23 protein-coding genes are annotated in these 18,766 nt (G+C 26.9%); 1 reads left to right on the top strand and 22 read right to left on the bottom strand.

The features are described from left to right. Nucleotides 1–12 precede the first annotated feature (12 nt). From HBE96_RS17345 to HBE96_RS26890, 21 genes are all read right to left on the bottom strand, one after another. A complete protein-coding gene (locus tag HBE96_RS17345) occupies nucleotides 13–1,794 on the bottom strand; it encodes a hypothetical protein (RefSeq protein WP_243186982.1) in 1,782 nt (593 codons plus the stop codon). 671 nt (nucleotides 1,795–2,465) lie between these two features. Further along, on the bottom strand, nucleotides 2,466–2,678 hold the full coding sequence (locus HBE96_RS17340) for a hypothetical protein (RefSeq protein WP_169298970.1): 213 nt from the start codon (nucleotides 2,676–2,678) through the stop codon (nucleotides 2,466–2,468). A 330-nt stretch (nucleotides 2,679–3,008) separates the two neighbouring features. Continuing rightward, on the bottom strand, nucleotides 3,009–3,860 hold the full coding sequence (locus tag HBE96_RS17335) for a tyrosine-type recombinase/integrase (RefSeq protein WP_169298969.1): 852 nt from the start codon (nucleotides 3,858–3,860) through the stop codon (nucleotides 3,009–3,011). Between the two features lie 310 nt (nucleotides 3,861–4,170). Beyond that, nucleotides 4,171–4,614 carry a phBC6A51 family helix-turn-helix protein gene (locus tag HBE96_RS17330; RefSeq protein ID WP_169298968.1) on the bottom strand — a complete coding sequence of 148 codons (444 nt, stop codon included), beginning with the start codon at nucleotides 4,612–4,614 and terminating at the stop codon, nucleotides 4,171–4,173. Between the two features lie 147 nt (nucleotides 4,615–4,761). Continuing rightward, the gene (locus HBE96_RS17325; RefSeq protein ID WP_169298967.1) at nucleotides 4,762–5,040 is read right to left on the bottom strand and encodes a hypothetical protein; all 279 of its coding nucleotides are present in this window, start codon (nucleotides 5,038–5,040) and stop codon (nucleotides 4,762–4,764) included. Nucleotides 5,041–5,093: 53 nt separating this feature from the next. Then, on the bottom strand, nucleotides 5,094–5,456 hold the full coding sequence (locus tag HBE96_RS17320) for a hypothetical protein (protein WP_169298966.1): 363 nt from the start codon (nucleotides 5,454–5,456) through the stop codon (nucleotides 5,094–5,096). Between the two features lies 1 nt (nucleotide 5,457). After that, nucleotides 5,458–5,580, bottom strand: a complete 123-nt coding sequence (locus HBE96_RS26765; protein ID WP_281064360.1) for a hypothetical protein — start codon at nucleotides 5,578–5,580, stop codon at nucleotides 5,458–5,460. A 121-nt stretch (nucleotides 5,581–5,701) separates the two neighbouring features. Beyond that, nucleotides 5,702–6,331, bottom strand: coding sequence for a GIY-YIG nuclease family protein (locus HBE96_RS17315; RefSeq protein WP_169298965.1), 630 nt, complete (start codon nucleotides 6,329–6,331; stop codon nucleotides 5,702–5,704). Between the two features lie 69 nt (nucleotides 6,332–6,400). Beyond that, nucleotides 6,401–7,114, bottom strand: coding sequence for a hypothetical protein (locus HBE96_RS17310; RefSeq protein ID WP_169298964.1), 714 nt, complete (start codon nucleotides 7,112–7,114; stop codon nucleotides 6,401–6,403). Nucleotides 7,115–7,173: 59 nt separating this feature from the next. After that, complete coding sequence (locus HBE96_RS17305; protein WP_169298963.1) at nucleotides 7,174–7,611, bottom strand: hypothetical protein; 438 nt, start codon at nucleotides 7,609–7,611, stop codon at nucleotides 7,174–7,176. 554 nt (nucleotides 7,612–8,165) lie between these two features. Next, nucleotides 8,166–9,299: a hypothetical protein gene (locus tag HBE96_RS17300; protein WP_169298962.1), complete on the bottom strand. Its 1,134-nt coding sequence runs from the start codon at nucleotides 9,297–9,299 to the stop codon at nucleotides 8,166–8,168. A 34-nt stretch (nucleotides 9,300–9,333) separates the two neighbouring features. Further along, a complete protein-coding gene (locus tag HBE96_RS17295) occupies nucleotides 9,334–9,525 on the bottom strand; it encodes a hypothetical protein (protein WP_169298961.1) in 192 nt (63 codons plus the stop codon). 65 nt (nucleotides 9,526–9,590) lie between these two features. Then, a complete protein-coding gene (locus tag HBE96_RS17290) occupies nucleotides 9,591–12,650 on the bottom strand; it encodes an RNA dependent RNA polymerase (RefSeq protein ID WP_169298960.1) in 3,060 nt (1,019 codons plus the stop codon). 413 nt (nucleotides 12,651–13,063) lie between these two features. After that, the gene (locus tag HBE96_RS17285) at nucleotides 13,064–13,504 is read right to left on the bottom strand and encodes a hypothetical protein (RefSeq protein WP_169298959.1); all 441 of its coding nucleotides are present in this window, start codon (nucleotides 13,502–13,504) and stop codon (nucleotides 13,064–13,066) included. A gap of 22 nt (nucleotides 13,505–13,526) precedes the next feature. Further along, on the bottom strand, nucleotides 13,527–14,294 hold the full coding sequence (locus HBE96_RS17280) for a type II toxin-antitoxin system HicA family toxin (protein WP_169298958.1): 768 nt from the start codon (nucleotides 14,292–14,294) through the stop codon (nucleotides 13,527–13,529). 89 nt (nucleotides 14,295–14,383) lie between these two features. Then, complete coding sequence (locus HBE96_RS17275; RefSeq protein WP_169298957.1) at nucleotides 14,384–15,292, bottom strand: hypothetical protein; 909 nt, start codon at nucleotides 15,290–15,292, stop codon at nucleotides 14,384–14,386. Nucleotides 15,293–15,386: 94 nt separating this feature from the next. Then, nucleotides 15,387–15,680, bottom strand: a complete 294-nt coding sequence (locus HBE96_RS17270) for a hypothetical protein (protein WP_169298956.1) — start codon at nucleotides 15,678–15,680, stop codon at nucleotides 15,387–15,389. A 494-nt stretch (nucleotides 15,681–16,174) separates the two neighbouring features. Beyond that, nucleotides 16,175–16,618: a hypothetical protein gene (locus HBE96_RS17265; protein WP_169298955.1), complete on the bottom strand. Its 444-nt coding sequence runs from the start codon at nucleotides 16,616–16,618 to the stop codon at nucleotides 16,175–16,177. Between the two features lie 198 nt (nucleotides 16,619–16,816). Next, the gene (locus HBE96_RS17260; RefSeq protein WP_169298954.1) at nucleotides 16,817–16,954 is read right to left on the bottom strand and encodes a hypothetical protein; all 138 of its coding nucleotides are present in this window, start codon (nucleotides 16,952–16,954) and stop codon (nucleotides 16,817–16,819) included. Nucleotides 16,955–17,017: 63 nt separating this feature from the next. Beyond that, entirely contained in the window at nucleotides 17,018–17,287 is a 270-nt protein-coding gene (locus HBE96_RS17255) for a hypothetical protein (protein WP_169298953.1), read from the bottom strand. Nucleotides 17,288–17,323: 36 nt separating this feature from the next. Beyond that, on the bottom strand, nucleotides 17,324–17,725 hold the full coding sequence (locus HBE96_RS26890; RefSeq protein ID WP_169298952.1) for a DUF5348 domain-containing protein: 402 nt from the start codon (nucleotides 17,723–17,725) through the stop codon (nucleotides 17,324–17,326). A gap of 151 nt (nucleotides 17,726–17,876) precedes the next feature. Between HBE96_RS26890 and HBE96_RS17245 the strand changes: the two genes are divergently transcribed. Then, nucleotides 17,877–18,098, top strand: a complete 222-nt coding sequence (locus HBE96_RS17245) for a DUF6471 domain-containing protein (protein ID WP_206154976.1) — start codon at nucleotides 17,877–17,879, stop codon at nucleotides 18,096–18,098. Between the two features lie 56 nt (nucleotides 18,099–18,154). Here HBE96_RS17245 and HBE96_RS17240 read toward each other — a convergent pair whose 3' ends face one another. Beyond that, nucleotides 18,155–18,706 (bottom strand): hypothetical protein, encoded by a 552-nt coding sequence (locus tag HBE96_RS17240; RefSeq protein ID WP_169298951.1) that lies wholly within the window; start codon nucleotides 18,704–18,706, stop codon nucleotides 18,155–18,157. Between the last annotated feature and the right edge of the window lie 60 nt (nucleotides 18,707–18,766).

The raw sequence follows: 18,766 nt of genomic DNA, 5'->3' as shown, positions 1-18,766 counted from the left end.
CTACCTCCTATTCTAATATTTTATTTTCAAATTATTAAAGAACCTTAAAGGTTCTATCTTTTTTATTAAATCTATTCTATTGTAAAATTCACTTAAACAATCGGGTGCATCATCATGTAAACTAAAGTCCTGTCCACAAAATGACTTTACTTCTTCAATGAAATCTTCATCTTCTTCATTAAAAATTACTGCTCCATTATTAACTGCTGAAACACATGAAGCTATTTTATCGTCTTTATTCTTACGTTGACTTTCATTTATAATTTGAATATCTCTGCCCGATAGTTCGGAGTCTTCTTCAATAAGCTTTTCTAATTGGTTAGCATCCGAACCATTAAACGTGTTTTTTTCTATGAAAACTGCAATTATTTCTTTATAAGTCTTTAACAATTCAATAATATGTGCTAAATAATCATCAAACTGTGTTCTAGCATCATATTTAATTAACTCTCCTTTATGTACATACTTAAATCCATTGTTGCTTACTGAACCAACTACAAATGCAAAACTATCAGAACGTACTGTACTTGTACTTGCAGGGTCTACTGTAAGCATCATTTTCTCAACTTTATGACCAATAATAGAATCTTTACCTTCTTCACTCTTATAAGGTAATGTTTTAATTGAAGTAAACCATTTTTCACCGAGTTTACTAGCATCGTTCATCATCTCTTGTTTCCAAGAACTAGGATTATTATAATATGATATGGCTTCTTCTAGGCAATCATATTTATCTTGCCAAATTGTTTCATATTGCATTTCTTGTTCGTGTTGGAAATAAAATTCTTTTGCTTCACTTACTGAATCTTGTAATTTATTATTAAAATAAACTTTCCTAAATTCTTCCCATAATCCTTCGTGAAAATATTTATCAACGTCAAAATTACAAATTCTACGTACTTTATGTTTATATTCTTTATTCTTTAAAAGCCTTGACATGAAGCAATCAGAATGGAGTATTGTGCCTAAAATTATGAATTTTGTCCCTGATTTAATCTTTTTACCTTGTCTATATACTGCCTTATCACCTGCAAATTCTGAATCTTCTACCCAAGTTAAATATTTTTTCTCTCTAGCTTCTTGAGTAATACAATCACTTTTAGATTGATAATCGTCTGCTATAATACAACTAGGTCTTGCTCCATTATATTTTTTACCTCTCATAGAAGTTGAAGAAGATATTGCTTGGATTTTTGTTTTCCCATTCGGGTTGTCTAATTCTAATTCCAATTTGTTTACTGTGTTTTCCTTAGTATTAATTAATTCTCCAAATGCTTCTATTATATAAGGGTTTTCCTCAAATGCTTGTCTAGTCTGTGCTATGAACTCAACTGCATCTTGTTCAGTTTTACCACATACAAGAGTATATATAGACTTCTTATATGCGTGTAGATACACACTTAGGGCGAAGTCGCAAACTGTTGTCTTTGCTGTTCCCCTTGGCATAATTAGTTCTAATTTATCAAATTTATCTTTAATAATCATATCTTCTAAGGTGTCCCATATCTCATAATGAACCTCTGCTAATTCTCTTGCAGTATTATCATCTTTAGCAACAAAGGTATCTTGAAGAAAATAGGAACAAAAAAAAGGTATGCTGACATTTCCGATCATTACTGATAGGGAATCTTTGCCAAATAAATTATCTTTATATTTTAGTATTAATTCTTGTGTTGCTTGTTCTGCTTGTTCCTCTGTTGCTCCATTATCTTTATACATTTTATTTATATACTTATGTAATAAATATCTATTGAATTTATCATTTTCAGTAAATTCTATATTATCATAAAACATTCCATCCTCTCCTTAATTTAAAAAATGAACCACCTATAATATGAGGTAGTTCAATCGGAATTATCTGTTCCGAAACTGTAAAATTTTTTTATAAAATATTTTTGTATTATTATATTCTTGCTCACATTTCAAGTGTGAATTAAAATCAGCTATCCATGAAAAGGATAGCCAAATTAAGGGTACACAATAATTGCATATCCTTTTATAAGTCCGAAGTTACAAAAATATTTTAAATAATCATTGAAGTAACTGTAGGGGGCGTGTAAAAAAAACAAAAAAGAAAGTACCCCCATATTTTATATGCTAATACAATTTATTTTGATCTACTATTCTATTAAGTCCCGCTACTCTCTGATAAAAAATATACTTACCCTGCTACTTAAAGGTAAATATATCAATTAAACTTTTTTTATTTAATTCTTTCTTTTATCTAATACATAAATCGCTGCTATTATGTTCAAATATAATAGTCCCGCTCCGTTCCTTAAATAATATAACCCTGCTACTATGATTAATATATATTGCTGCTATATTATAAATAGATATAACATAGTTAACAAGCTTAAACTCAAGCCTGTCATGTAATCTATTGATATATCTTATATTTACCCTGCTTCTGTTATTATAAATATATATAAGGTCGTGTGTCCTGCTCCCATGACCTCTGCTACTTAATCAATTGCTTTATAATGTGTTAGTCTTTCATCATCATTGGTAAATATCTTTCCACATACAGTACACTTCTTACCTATCATAATTCCTATTAATTCCTTATGTTCACATAGTTCTTGTATCTCTGCTACTGTATCATTATATACTTGTTCCTGTTTATCATGTTTATCTTTTAATGCTTGTAATATATCTTTTATTTGCTTACTATCCATAACAACCGCTCCTATTCTATTTAATATATAACCTTTTTAATTTACCCTGCTCCTGCTACTATTAATAATAATTGAATTGTTTATTTTTTCTTTGTCCCGCTTCTATATATATATTTACTTATCATTTGCCTTGTAGATTGTATATTCCATTACATTAATAGTAAATGATAAAGTCTAAAGACCTGTTCCTTTCGTCACAGCCATTGACTATTAATTCCATTCCATATAAGTAGTCATTAGGCAAACGATAGGGTAACTATAACCTTAACAAGGTTATTATTCATTACTATCCTGCCAAATAAAAAAAAGATAACCTATTAAAAGTTATCTTTACCATTCTATATTTTCTAGTGCATTTTCTTTATCCTTATTCAATGTTTGAGTATATATCATTGTAGTTTCAAGCTTTTCATGACCTAATATTGATTGAACCGTTGTAATACTAACATTTGAATTAGTAACTAATTTGTATGCTAATGTATGCCTTAGCATATGAGCTGATACATCTATATTTAATCTACTGCCATAATTTTTTAATATAATATCTATTGCTTTTCTTGTCATAGCTCCACGTTGCCCCTGCAATAAATAATAATCATCATTTTTAGCTTTTCTAACTTCTAAATAATTACTAATTGCTTCTCTTACATCTTTGTTAAGAGGTATTTCCCTTTGCTTATTACCTTTACCAGTAACCTTAAGAACACCTTTACGCTCTGTTATTTCTATATCTTGCAATTGGATACTGCACAACTCACTTACTCTTATACCTGTATTCATTAATATTTCGATTATACATATATGAAGTAAATTTCCCATTCTATGAATTTCTTTTCTAAGCTGCCATAGTGTCTTTTCTTCAAGTCCTTTGAACTTAACACCATCATTATTCTTTATTTGTTTTAACTTAATATCCTTAGTTATATAGTTATTATTCTTCATCCATCCTAAGAACTTATTTAATGTTGCTACCTTTCTATTAATTGTAGTAGCCTTATATTGCTTTTCAAGAACCTTTTTATATTCCTGTGTATCCAAGCCGATGATATCAGTTAGTTTACAATTATTTTTATCAATATACCAGTTATAGAAGTCGGTTAAATCTCTCATGTAACCATCAATTGTATTTTTGCTCTTATCTTCATTATGTAAATATTCTTCAAACATTTTTAAATAATTCATAATAGCACTTCCTTACAATATTTTCTATACTGTAATTGTACTACTATGCTATTTCAAAGTCAAGACATAACTACTATTATGTGATGAGTCTAATTATAAAAACACCATAATTCATGCTATTTTAAGGAATTATATATAAGTTATCTCTTAAAAACTCAAGACATAATAATAATTCTAATCTAGTAATCAAATAACTTATATTAATACAAAGCTTATGATCTAAAAACAATACATATATGTATCAATATATAATATTACTTAATAATTACTATTTAAAAATGTTACTTAATATACATGCCTACTAAATTTTTTATTCAGCTTTTTCAAGTTCATCGTTTTTAATCACACTGAACTTCTTAAATTCATCAAGTAGTTGCTCTGTTGTAACCTTCTTGTCCTTCTTATTTTCATCTGCTGTAATGTCTTGCAATCTAGTCGTTGCCTTACCGAAAATTGCCTCATATATGAATATATTAGCATCTAACTTGACTTTCTCTTGTTTGGCGTTATTTGCAAGTTTAAAAATATTTTCTATAGCAATTTGACCTTTTGCAACCATTCTGGCTTTACCCTCGGCTTCCATTGCAGTTTGTATAACATGTGAACGTTGGCGAAGTTCAACTCTAAATTCTTCGTTATTTTGCCAGTTATAGATAGTTCTTGAAGTAATCCCTATTTCCTTTGCTATTTCCTCTTTTGTCAACTCTCCTAACGCTATTTGTTCTATACATTGTATCTGTTTTTCGTTCAACATTTCCTATCTCACATCCTTTCAGTTGTTTCATAAAATATACTAATATTTATAACTATTTTCTTTATTATATTCTGTAATAAATAATAAAATTATCCTCCAATATTTAAGCAAAACAAAAGCACTGTATCTCTACAATGCTTTTAAATATTATTTTTTATTAACTTCATTTTCCAAAATTAATTTTTCCACTTCATCTATTCCTAAAGATGTAATTGTAATAGTAGATTCCCCTTGAACATTACCTTTTTTAATATTAATTAGTTTTTTATCTTCAAGATATAACAATGCCAAATATGTTTCTTTTTCTCTTTCATCAGCCAAATTTAGTTCTATATGATGTCCATTATATCCATAAGAATTAAAGTAATATTCATATTCTTCTTTCAAACAAAGATTTCTTAAATTCTGCCTTTCTTTTATATCCATATTCCCAGCTCCCTTCATAAGATAAACATTCTCTACCAATACCCAAAATCCTTCTAATTTTCCAAATTATTTATAATTTTGTCGCAAATTTTATCTATTCTATTTAGACGTTCTTCTTTTTTCTTCCATTCCAATTTGAACTCTTTATCATTGAAAATTATATCTTGAGCTTTTTTAACTTTGAATTCCTTTACTTTATTCTTATACATGTGTATTATTCTGTTGTATTCAATCATATCTACATCTAATTTGCATTGTAAACTAACTGCTTTATTATATTCATCTACTGCTATATTTATTTCTTCTGTATCTAATATTTGAAACAAATACATTCCTTTATTATCTTCTATTATATCTCCCATTGATCCTGTTTTATATGTAATATATGCAATTTTATTTAACGACTTAGTTATCATATTATTCACCACACCTTTCTTCAATTTTTTCTACATTATTATCAATTTTTTTGCAATCTTTAAATATCAAAACAGTTAAGCATAAATTCAATAAAAAACTTATACCTAATAAAAATAATAACATTGCCATTACCACCTTTCCTATATGATGCCTTAAAATAGGGTAGCAACATTTCATTACTACCCTTAACTTTTTTATATGTATATTTTTCCTCTTAATATGTTATAATTAATAATATCTAAATTTACATATGTACACTTGCAGGTGTACCAGAGGTTGAAAGTATTGCAGTACAATCAACTTCTTTTTCTATTCCAAGCTTTTCTAGTAACCAAGTAGGTTTTATTGATTCTATACTTTTCCATCTATCATTTCCAATCCTAGAAACTAAATTAGGACTACATTCATATTCTTGAGCAATATCCTTTTGCTTAATTTTTGTATTTTTCTTTAGCCACAAAATTTCTGAAGCATCTTTTTCAGTTAGACAAGTATTATGAGGATTATTTTCTCCTAAATTAGATTGTCTTCTTTTCAGTGTTTCTTCTGGTGTACTCTTATTTTTTCTTCTCTTACCCTTTTTATCTCTATTAACTATAGTCTTATAATATAGTTTTATATATTTAGTTTCTTCTTTATCAAGATCATCTCTTTTACATTCTTTAATAACATAAAATATTAAATCCTCTTGATTAAAAAGCGCCTGTAACTCATGCTTATTAGTTTCATAGTAATCTCCATTAATTAAATTGGTTCTGTGCCTACTGTAAGCATCATTGACTTCTAAAGCTGAGCCTATATATTTCACAACCCCTTGCATCGTCTTAATTCCATATACTCCCATAACATTTATTTTACCTTGCTTTGTTAACATAAAAATTCCACCCTTCATAATTTTTTTATTTATATTTTTTTGTATAATAAAAAAAGCTGAATGTTAAATTTAACATGCAGCTTCTTCAAGTTCTTGTATTGTTTTTACTTTACTAAATAATTCTCTGAACACATCATCATTTTTACTAAAACTATCTATATCATCACTAAGTTTATACCTTCTAGAATTACCGATATAAATTGCTGTAACCCTATTATCTTCTATAAAAACTTCAACATCTTGTACATTAAAATGTTTAAATCTTTCTATACAATAATCCTTAATATCTTCTGCTTTCCAATTCTTACAAAGTATCCATAATACAGAGTAAATATCAGATATGTAATTCTTATATTTACTTATCTTATTTTCATATTCTTTAACTTTTTGATAATGTTCAATTAATTCTTTATTGATTTTTTCTACTTTAGTTTCATCGAATCTTTCACTCCATAAGCAAAGGCTCTTGATTTTTCTCTTTCTAAAATTATTAGCATTTTTCACATAAGACTGTCTAGGATTAATTTCATTTTCATAAATGTAATTTATTAGTAGCTTACAAATTGATTTAACATCTGATTTATTTACATCAGTTATTTCTATTTCATAACTTTGCAAATCTTCATCTTCTACACTTATGTCAAATAGTATCGTATCCTTATGTAGCAATAAAGCATAATCATAATAGTCTCCGTTATCAATCTCATACTGTTCATGTCTGTTAAGTACCTCTTCAATCGCCTTTAAACTTTCTTTCAATTCTTGTTTCTGTTGTTTTTTCATATCATCAATCACCTTTCATTTATATATTTTTTTATATTAAAAAAGGACTAACCAATCGGCTAATCCTCAATCATCTCATTTACAATTTTTTCATTTTGTATTAGACCTTTTCGGCACACAAAGCCTATATAATTACTGCTCATTAGCAGATTGTCATAATACGTATACTGCTCATCAACTTCATCTTCATTTAACTCAAATTTCTCCATAAACAAGTTAAAATCCACATATGATTCTATTATATTTAAAGTCTTTATAATTCTAGTATTAAGATATACAAATTCTTCTAATACAGCATCTAATCTAACTTGATACTTATACAATAATAATTCCATATTTTTGTTTTTATATGTCTTAAGTATATCTTTATAATCTGCTACCAAATCTCTATACTTCTTATAATCTTCATATGCTTTTTTACACTGATCCTGAATACTTCCTTTAGTATTTAATTCCACGATTGCCTGATATAATTTGTTGTTTTCTAAGTTTTCCATTAATTATCCATCACCTTTCAATTTATAATTTATTTTGAGTAATAAAAAAGAGTAGAACAATCAAATCCTACTCTAAATGTGTTATAAAATTTTAAAAACTAAAAATTGAATAAATAAGATTAAAAATCATAAATCCTATCATATTAATACTATTTTAATGTTTTGTTAAAGTATCTCATTTATTCACAACGTAAGGGTGTGGAACATTGACGTAGAGATACTAGCAACTTGTTGCGTAGTAGCTCTAGGAAACTTGCCCTTACATATTATTAAATTACGAAAAGATATATTAATTATTATATATTTCTTTATCTAATTGCGTTCTTTTACCTTTTGCTAACCAACTCTTAATATATTTAGGGTTAGTACGTCACTAGCGTTCCTACTATCCCTAAATATATTAAGACCTCGCCCAAAAGGTAAGCCACTAGGGCAAACCCAAAGGGCGGTTATATTATTTTTTTCTTTATAAACCGACCGTTTTTAAAACGCCTATATATTATTAATTATATATATATTTATATATAGGTGTTTTAAAATTGGTCGGTTTATATTTATTCTTCCCAAGCATCTTCATATAATCCACTATTTAATAATTCTTGAGCATCTTTAATATTTTGTTGCATTTGTCTTTTTATATTTTCAATTTCATATGTTATATTTTTTTTATTCAAATTACATATATAATCTATTACAACTTCAGTATATGCTAGATAATTTACATCTAAAATTTCTTTAATATATTTTTTCCAAAATGGATTAGGTGTACCAAAATAATCTCCATATTCTTCATCAATCTTTTTTTTATTTTTAGCCATTTTTTCTTTAATTTTTTTAATTATAATTTTGTTAAATTCTTCTTTCTGTTTTCTAATATTATTTACTTTTAAATCTAATATTCGTTCATCTAATATTATTTTAAATCCTGAATAAATTCCATCACATTCTTCAATTTGTTCTGTAACTAATTTATTTACATATTCATAATATTCGTTTTTTAATTTTTCATTATTCATTATTTCTTTAGTAGATTTAATTTTAAACTTTTCTTTAGCTTTATCTATACATTCTTTTATAATTTCATCTTCTCCAATTTTAGGTAATCTATTTTCATGTTTATAATATATAATGTAACTCATTTCATATGTAATTAAATCATTTTTTTGCAATCTATCTAAAGAGGAAATTATAGGTTTTCTTTTTAATTCATTTATTTTTGTAAATACATTATAAAAAGGTGTATTAGTCATTTTAATATTATTTTCTTTATTAATAAGTTGTTTAAATTCATATTTATTTGAGTTGACTATTCTAAAATTACTATTGATCATTCCAACCCTTTCTGCCAACATATTCACAGTTTCCCATAATACATAATTTTCATTCTCTAAACAATATTTAAAATAGTTTATTAATAATTTATCTATATATTTTCCATAAATTCCTTCTGTATTGTTTCCTCTTGATCCTTCTGATTTACCTCTATTGTCAACTTTTTCTTTTGGTGTATCATAGATTTCATCTATAACTATTTTTCTACCATCTTTGTGAAATTTAAAATAACATTCTAGTTCTTTAATTATTTTATTTCTACTGTTTGTACTATCTTTATATTCTATATTTAATAGTTCGCATAATTCTTTTAAACTTTTAAATATTTGTCCTTTATGTAAATTGGTAACTTCCATACTCGGTATTCCTCACTTTCACTCGGTTTATTTCTTACTCTAAAAATTGTCCTACTCGTTTTTTCAATTCCATTAAGCCAGTTAGGGCTGTATTAAATTCTTTTGTATTCTTGAATTTATAAATTGTATCTTTTCCATAACCTTCTTTAAAATATTTATAACCTAGAAATGCCATTCCTTCAGCTAAATATTTTTTTCTTATATTATAATATTCTTTATTTTCCATATTAATCTTTCACACCTTTCATTCTTAATTAATCACTGCGTAGGGGACAGGAAGTCCCCGTAGTGTTATATACTATTAATAACTATTCCTAAACTCTTATCATTTACTTTTGTTACATCAACCCTAACTTTATATCCTTCCCAACTTGATATATGAGTAAATTCATCAATTTGCCCTTTATCCCAAAAGATAGAACCTATAATAACTCCATCATCATCTATTAATCCAACTACTTTTGTTTTATTTTCTTCTATAACTTTTAGTAGATATTCTTTAGTCACTATTTCCTTAGCAACTTCTTCTCCTGTCATATTAGTAAATTTACCTATACGAGTAGCAAAATCAATAATTCTACCTTTTTTGCTTGTTTCTTTTTCCGATATTTTTGATAGATGTTCTGATGTTATATATGTATTTTCAGATGCTATTTTTGAATATGCATCTGCTAAATATTCAATATGTCCTTTTTTATCTCTTATAAAGCTATATGTATATCCATTGTTGGTTTTTTGAAGATTTTTAACTAATCCCTCAAAAGAATACAACCAAAGTGGATTTTTACTTCTATTTGGTTTTTTAACATAAACTAAATAAGCTATTATACTTGCTAATACTGTGTCTTTAATATTTAATTCATTTAAACTTTTTCTTGTTTCTTCTTGTTTAATTTTTAGTCCTAATTTTTTATTTTCTGTAATAGCTTTAAGTTGAGAAGATTTAGCCTCTATAGTTCCATCTTTCATAATTTCTTCTTTAGATTTCTTTGCCCATAAATTAATTTTTTGTTCCTGTTTGTAGTATTCTTTTAAAATATTTTCAACTTTTTCAAGTAAATCTTTTTCATTTTCAGTAGCTAACATTTCTTTGTAATCAATTATATATTCATTAGCTATATTTCTATTTACTTCAGTATCTCCAAAATCCCATTTGATTGAGTTATAGAAATGTTCCATATCCCAACATAATTGATTTAAAGCACAAGGCATTTTAACCTGTTTCTTTTCATGCAATTCATAGCCTTTATGTTTGGCTATATATTTCATATAATATGGCTTAACTCTCACTTTTAAATCTTTAGGAATAGTGGGTACATAACTTAGCTTTGGAGCATCAATTGCTTCCATCTGATAATGTGTTAATTTAACCAAATTATTTAATTGTTCCATCATATTCTCTTTAATTTTTTCTCTAGTAGCTTCAACATTACTTGCATTACCAAAAGCTGAATTTGTAGCACCATAGTTGGATAATTTTCCAATTAAGTTTCCAAAACTGTTTGTGATAGTAATTGCTCTATTTTTAGTCGTAAATAGTCCCTCTGTAGGTTTTCTTTTGCCATCATCAACATTAATTATTGGTAGTCCTTCTACTACACTATCTCTAATGATTTGTTCATCAATTACAAAATTCATATCTAAATCAAAATCTTCTCCTGAACAAATATTAACTAAACAATCTTTTCCATTAAATATAATGCAATTTTTCATATGATCTAACCATTTATTATATAATTTATTTTTTCTACAGGTCACATTCTTAATTTCTAAGAAACAATTTAAAGGATGTCTACATATTGTTCTTACTTCTCCGTCCTCTGCATCATCTAAAGATATTTCATACTTTTCAAGGCAACCTGCTTCATCTGTCATTACAGTTACCTTCTTATCTTCATTTTCTATTTCTTCAGTATATATATTGCTTATGTACTGCATAAACATAATAGGATCTTGAATTGCTGTTCTGAAATTTCCTTTTATATATACTTTTCCATATCCTATTTGTTCAATTTTCTTTTGTAACATTCTTCTAAGACTTTCTTTAACATATTCATCATCTATCATTTTAGGTTGAGTTGCTAATATTGTACTTAATTTAGAAGTTAAAGATTCTTCTAATGTATCTTCATTTTCTTCATCTAATACATCTTCATTATTTACATTTCCTAGCCATATCATTGTTTTTTCCCAATCATTTTTATAAATATCCATGTAGTGCTGCTTTGTTTGTTCTGACAAAGTTAATATATCTTTTTTATTTAAAGCTAAATTTCCAAGTAGTTGATAATTGGCTCTGGTATATGTATTTAACTTTTCTTCATGTTTTACTATCCAAAGTCCATCAATTTGTTTCCAAACCTTAGATATTTTTTTATGTTCTTCAAATTCTTTAACTTTTTTCAAATACTCTTCCATAGAATTAAATTTGTCATGCCATTTAGCCATAGAACCGTTTATAATTAAATCTACACCTTCTACTGGCTGCATATTACCCCAAATATCTTTTATGTGAGTTATATTATTATCTTTAAACCATTTATATATATTGAATTTACTTACAACGCCCTTGATTGACATTCCATACATTCTTATACCATACCAACAAGGTGTTGATTCTAACTCAAGTTTATTTGTTATTTCTGTAGCATATTTAAAGCTACATACCCCACAACCATCAAATAAATCATTTTCAATGGTTTGTTTACCTTTATGTACTTCTTTTTCATAATTTATTTTTGTTAATACTTTATTTGTATACACTCTGCTTGTTTCTTTTTCTTCTGTATAGTAACATTCCTCTGTAATAATGTTTTTAGGATTATCAACTACAATAAATCTAGGTTTAGAGTCAATTCTCTTTGCTCCTGTCCATCCTAAACTATATCTAGCATCTTCCTTAGACAACTTAACATCATTTTCCAATGAATCTTTATATTTTTTTAAAGATATTAGCATTTCAGTACCAGTTTTTATATTGCCTTCTTCTTTGATAAACATAATACATTGTTGTTTAATCCAGCTTGGACTACTATTGAAAAATACGTAATATTCATTATTCAAGTAGATTCCGTTTTTACATTTTCTTTTGGCTTCTATTTTACTTTCAAATTCTACTAATAATAATTCATCAAGTATCATATCTTTTTCATAGTCTTTTTTACTTAATATTCTTACTGTTTCAGCGTTAAAACTTTCATTAATTCTTATTAAATTACTTTCATATTCACCATTTTTCCAATCTTTTGTATTGATTTTATACTGTTTAAGCTTTTTGCCTTCTTCATTTTCTATATTTTCGCTCTTAATTTTATCATTTTTAACTTTTAAAATTTTATAACTTTTTAACATACACTATCAACCTCCATTGATATAAATTTTATTTGATGTAATTTTAATATTGTGTTACTATTATCTTGTTAAAATTTTCTTGAACACTCACATTCGCTACGTAGTGAAACGGAGTTTCACGAAGTGTTCATTAAACTAATAATAATTAAAACTTTAAATATATTTAGAATAGGTTATTTGACTTATTCTTTTTTATTTCTCACAAAAGTTGGGGCGGTAGCCCCTATGTACTTAAACTGAATAAAAAATCAATTTTATTAAGTCACTCATCATTATGAAGAATTCAAATTAGACAACGTTGTCTTTTTCAAATAAGCCGTCAACAACTATTTTCAAATTCGCAAACGTTAGCTATTTTAGATTACACAACGTTGCGGAATTAACTGAATTATTTTTTAGTGGTAACATTACCACTATTCTTCTTGATCTATAACTCTTGTCATGAGCATTACTAATTGACTTGAATAATCACTTTTAGATAATCCTTTTTCTTTCGCTTGTTTTTCTATAAGTTTATTTGTTATTTCATTTACTTCTATTGTTATTTTTGTTTTTATCGGAAAATACTCTTTCCACAACTCTCTCATATTTTGTGGATTTTCAATAAATTTTTTTGCTATTTCTATTTGTTTATCAAGTGGTAATGTTACCACCTTTCCTAATTCTTTATAACTCAACATTATTTTTTTATTTTTTTCTATTGAATCTACTGACCTATTAAATTTATTAGCTAATTCATCTCCTATATTTTTTTGGAACTCTAATATATTATGTGAAAACTTTCGCCATTCTCTAAATGTTTTTTCACTCATACCTAAGCTTCTTGCTAAACTTTGTTTTTCTTTACTAATCATATATATCACCTATCACCTTTCATTAATTAGTCAATAATATTTGCTTTTGGATTTTTACACTTAAGCCCTTTCCTAGTACATGCTGTGGAACTGGTATACTCTTACCATTTACATTACTGTAAATCTTATGGTCTCCTGTTTGTCTTATTGGTTCAAAACCATTCAATTTGATTAACTTATCCATTTCTTTGTAATCAAATATTTTTTTAGTTTGGGTTTTACTGATTTCTTCTATATTTTTTGCAGATTCAATTTCATCATGTTTATTTTTTAAAATCTTTTCTACTTTATTTATTTCTTCATTTATAGCAACTTTATATGGATTCATAACTTCATCTACAACAGTATTTAATATATAAGTTATACGTCCTACCGTTTGCCAAGTTCTACAATCAATCTGATTTGCTAATTTTTGCATATTATTATAGTAAGCTAAAGCCTGTACCTTCTTAATTTCATCTATTATTTTCTTACTTTTCTCTGCAACACCTTCAAATAAATCCTTTTTAAACCCTTCTTTAGTTTCAGGATTATATAAATACTCCTGAAAATTAATTACTGTATCTTTAAAACGATTTGAAAGTTCATTACATTTCTTCACAGTAAATTCTTCACTTTTGCACAACTTTTCAATTGAAGCTGCTATATCTTGTATTTCAAAATATTTTTCCCTAGCTACCTTATCTGAAAATTCACTTATGTTGTCATTTCCATCTGTGAACCAAAAGTCCTCAATTTCTTTTTGCAATGCCAAAAATTGTCTGTTTAATTTAATCTCTTGTGGTTTCATTATTAAATTCCCCTTTCATTTAACTATTTGTTCAATTGATCCTTGCCTATGGTTTGGACAAAGGAATAATCCCTTGTCCTATATGTTCACTAAAATGGTATCTCTCCATTGGCTTTTTGTTCATCTGTCATACAGTATTCAGCAATCAGATTTCTATGTTTTTTTCTCAATTCTTCCATTCTTGTTAAGTCGGTTTTACCTTGTTTTATTAATTCAAGCTCTTTATTAAAAGCTACTTTTGCTTCGTCTATTTTAGCTTTTTGCTCTGGTGTTGGCTTTTTACATTGTGGTACTTCTTTCTTAATCTTCATCTTTTCAACCATTTCTGCAATTTGCCTATCTGTTTCTTTTTGTATTTGTTCCATATGTTCTTCAAGTCCAACTTCAATTTCTTGATACTCTTCAGAATCAGGATATAACACCTTGTCTGATTCGGTATAATAACATATAATTTCGCTTTCATTTCTGCTATTAATTACACCTAAAATCGCATCTACATGAACTCTTCCAACTAATATTGCAGGAGATTGCACTGGCATTCTTACTCTAGCTCCTTCAGCAAACTTTAAGGCTATATACTTATCTGTAGTCCAACTCATTCCCATCCAAGAACGAGAAAATTCATTAGTACCTCTATAAACTTTCACATATCCATCTTCATCTACAGTTAAGTCATTAAAGCTAAGCTTAACTTTTGCTGCATCTAACCATTTTTTAACGTTGTCTCCAAATTTCTCATGGCATGAATCTATGCTGTCCCACCAATTTAGGAACACATAATACTTTAATTCATTTTCTAACCTAGAGCTTTCTAGAATGTCATATAATAGTTGTCCCCTACTAAACGAACCTGCCATCATTAATTCACCATCAATTGCTTCTAACTTGTCCTTATACTTAGATTTCATGATGTCACAGTATTCCTCAAACGTTAACAACCTTCTTTTTTGCATTTCCTCATACTCTTCAAATGTAATTACATGCGATTTCTTTTTCATAATAATAAAATCCTCCTCTAAATCTTTCTTAATAATTTTTAGCTGAAGGGAGAATGTATTCTCCCATAAATATATTCTTAAACAGCTCTTTATTTTAAGCCAATCCTTGTCCCCAAGGTGTTTCTTTATTATTTCTTACAATACATTCAAGTAATTGATCCATTTGTTCTTTATTAAGGTTTTTACATTCCTTGTTAGTTTTTGCTGCTGATACTCTACTGTATATTTGTTCTGCCTTATATGACGTTATATTAAACTTTTTAGCTGCCTCTTCCAAAACAACAGAATCGTGCTTTGATGGATAATATCCACCATCAAGCTTTTCATAAAAAGCCCATCTTTCCTTGCAGTAAGTATAAACTTGTACATCTGTAAATCTCTTTTTCATATTATAAATTCCCCTTTCGTTCTGTTAATTTAGCTCTCGCAAATACAAACAAATATTCGTAAAATAAAATTTAATGTAATATTGCAAGAACAATAGTAACTTAAAGCTTTTACAATATTATTTCATTGCAATTAATTCAAATGCTTTGTTTTTAAATTTGACGCAATCCAATTAAATTAGGTATAATTTGACCATAAGCTAGGTAAATAATATCTTCATCATCCCTTTTGTGGTGTATAAGATTTTTAAATTTAGTTATAATATTTTAATAATACATAAGTTGAGTAGTAGGGAACAACTGCAATTGTCACCCTATGTTTAGTTTTAGAGTCGAAGTTTCACTTGGAATTTTATCACACTGTATATATTTTTACAAACTGGATATTATGTTGTGCTTGTCCATATTTTGTAATTTAAGTTTATATAGTTAAATTAAGTGGTTGTAGCTTTAAGTTATAGCCTTATTTGTGTTTTTTGCCAAATTGCTATTTTGTTTATACAATATACTCCGTGCCTCTTATATCAACACCAATTTTTCTGCATTTTTCTTTACAGTCTTGAATTGCTTCATATACCTCATTACAAGTTGGTAGTCTACTACCATACAATTCATTTATCTTACCTAGAAAAAAAGTGTTATAATTAATATTCATTAAATATGAAAATTTCATCATATCTAACTTCTCAGTTTCTTTTTTTAATTCTTGTAGTTTTTTCAAGCTTTCTTTACTAATCTTATTTAATCTTTTCACCTTGTTAAACCCTTGTTTATCATCTTCAAATTTTTTAAAAAATTGTTTTAATCTTTTTCTACGATTAAGTCCTCTCATATCATCTTCTAAAAAAGCCATATTCTCTCCATTTGTTTTGCATCCAGCTTCATAACACATTGTTGCTCTTAATTCTGCTATTTGTTTTATTAATTCTTCCTTACTCATTTTCTCATTCTCCCTTTCGTTTTTGTTTTCCTGATCCTATTTGTTTTTTTGTAAAATAAAAAGATTAATCTTCAAATAATAAGCACCTTACAATAAATCCATGTACAAATAAACCTTTAACGTTGTGATAGAAACACTATCCCTGTCAAAGCATTTTATTTATTATAGAATTATTGTATTTTTTGATTCTTATTATTTTTATGTATTAATCTTTTTTAATCCTACCAAACCTGGTAAGAACCCCATATTCAAATTATTATTTTCTAATTTATATCTATGAGTATCATTATTACACACAAAATTTCCATTGTCAACAAATATTTCAAAATTTCTCATTTTTTTATTCTCCCTTCATATAAAATCTTTATAGATAAGTTCTAACAGTTCTTGTATTATTGTTTACGAAACTAATTTTAAATTGCTTATTAATACAATCTCCCATCCTTCATCTTCACCACAAACTTCTATAACCCCATCTGTAGTTTGATATACTCCTAGCTCTACATCTCCCATTAAGCACATGTACTCCTCTATGTCCTCTTTACTAGCTAAACTTAAACTATAAATTGTAGTTGCTGCATCTGCACACATTTCTCCTATTTCTTTTTCTGTAGCCAAGCCATATGCACCACCATTTAATCCGAAATTGTATAATTTTTGTAAACCCATTTTTCCATCCTCCTGTTTTTTTAATTATCTAAATTTTTATATTCTTACTCTTGCTTTCATACCATCATTTAATGAAATATGTTCTTCATCATAGTTATAGAAATAGTATCCATTATAGTCACTAGAATGCTCTATTCTTCCATCGTTCCACTCATTATATTCTCTGTTGTAAATCTCTACTGGATAACCACAGGTTAACTCTATTCCTTTTAATTGATATCTACCATTTCTATTTAATTCTAAATAACCTTCTTTAGTTAGTTTTGAATAATGCTCTATAGTTCTTGTAAAGTCTTCTAAATCTTCTATTACTTTTTCTGTAGCTTTATAACCCCTATAATTTTCAAAGCCTTCAACATCTACTTTTTCATATAAATTATTTATTTTACTTGATGCTTCTTCTGCTATGCTTAACGCTTTAATATAATTCTTATCCACGTTTTTAACCTCCCTTGAATTATTTACTATAGTTTAATAATACACTCTATAGTTTAAAATGTCAATACTTATTATAAACTGTATTAAATATTTTTATTTATATTTGCATATAATTAAACTCTATAGTATAATTAATTCAGGAGGTGATTATTTGATTGATATAAAAAATGAAATAAAAAGTTACTTAGCTCTATCAGGTTGGACTTTAACTGATATAGTAAAAGCTATGAATGAAAAATATGGTACTGACACCACCACTCAAAATTTATCTAATAAATTATCACGGGGAACTATTAAATATATAGAGTGTAAACAAATAGCTGAAATAATTGGATATAAAATTGAATGGAACAAAAAAGAAAAAGTAGAGTGATAGACTATCCTCTACTTTGTTTTATATACCTTTCTTAATAGTGCAAAAATAAGGCTTTATTTGCTTTTTTCATATATAACTTCTTTTAGCATTCTATTTTTACTTGTATTATAAACATCTTTACTACTTTTAACTTTTTCTAAAGCATCCTTTAGATCATTTTCACCTGAACCAGATAGCTCATTCCAATTCTTACTTCCTTTGAGTGCTATATACATAACAGCTTTACTCATAGCATAAGAATAACTTGTTGTACTATCAATATGCAACTTAGCTAAATTATAAAAATCTTTTGTTTTAGATTCCTCATGTAGTTTATGTAATTCTTCACCCATAACACTATAATTATAATTTGTTTTTTCATAAGTATCTATTTTACTTTTATTATTCATAATTTGATTTAAATTATTAAACATTTCCTCTTCTTTTTTTATTATTTCATCTTCCTTTAAAGCAAATTCCTTTAATTCTTTATTTTCATTTTTTTCTTGTTGTTTGGATTCTTGCTTGTTTTGAATTGAATTAGATGAATTTGAAGTTTTATTATTGCAAGCTACTAAAGAAAATACTACGCAAAAACTCATAAATACTAATAAAATTTTTTTCATAAAAATCACCTACCCCCTTTGTAAATATTCTACAATCCAAACGAAAACCCTTTTATTAAT

The organism is Clostridium muellerianum (genome assembly GCF_012926525.1).
Taxonomy (GTDB): domain Bacteria; phylum Bacillota; class Clostridia; order Clostridiales; family Clostridiaceae; genus Clostridium_AM; species Clostridium_AM muellerianum.
The sequence above is the reverse complement of the archived record's forward strand: the minus strand, read 5'-3'. Positions and strand labels throughout refer to the sequence as shown.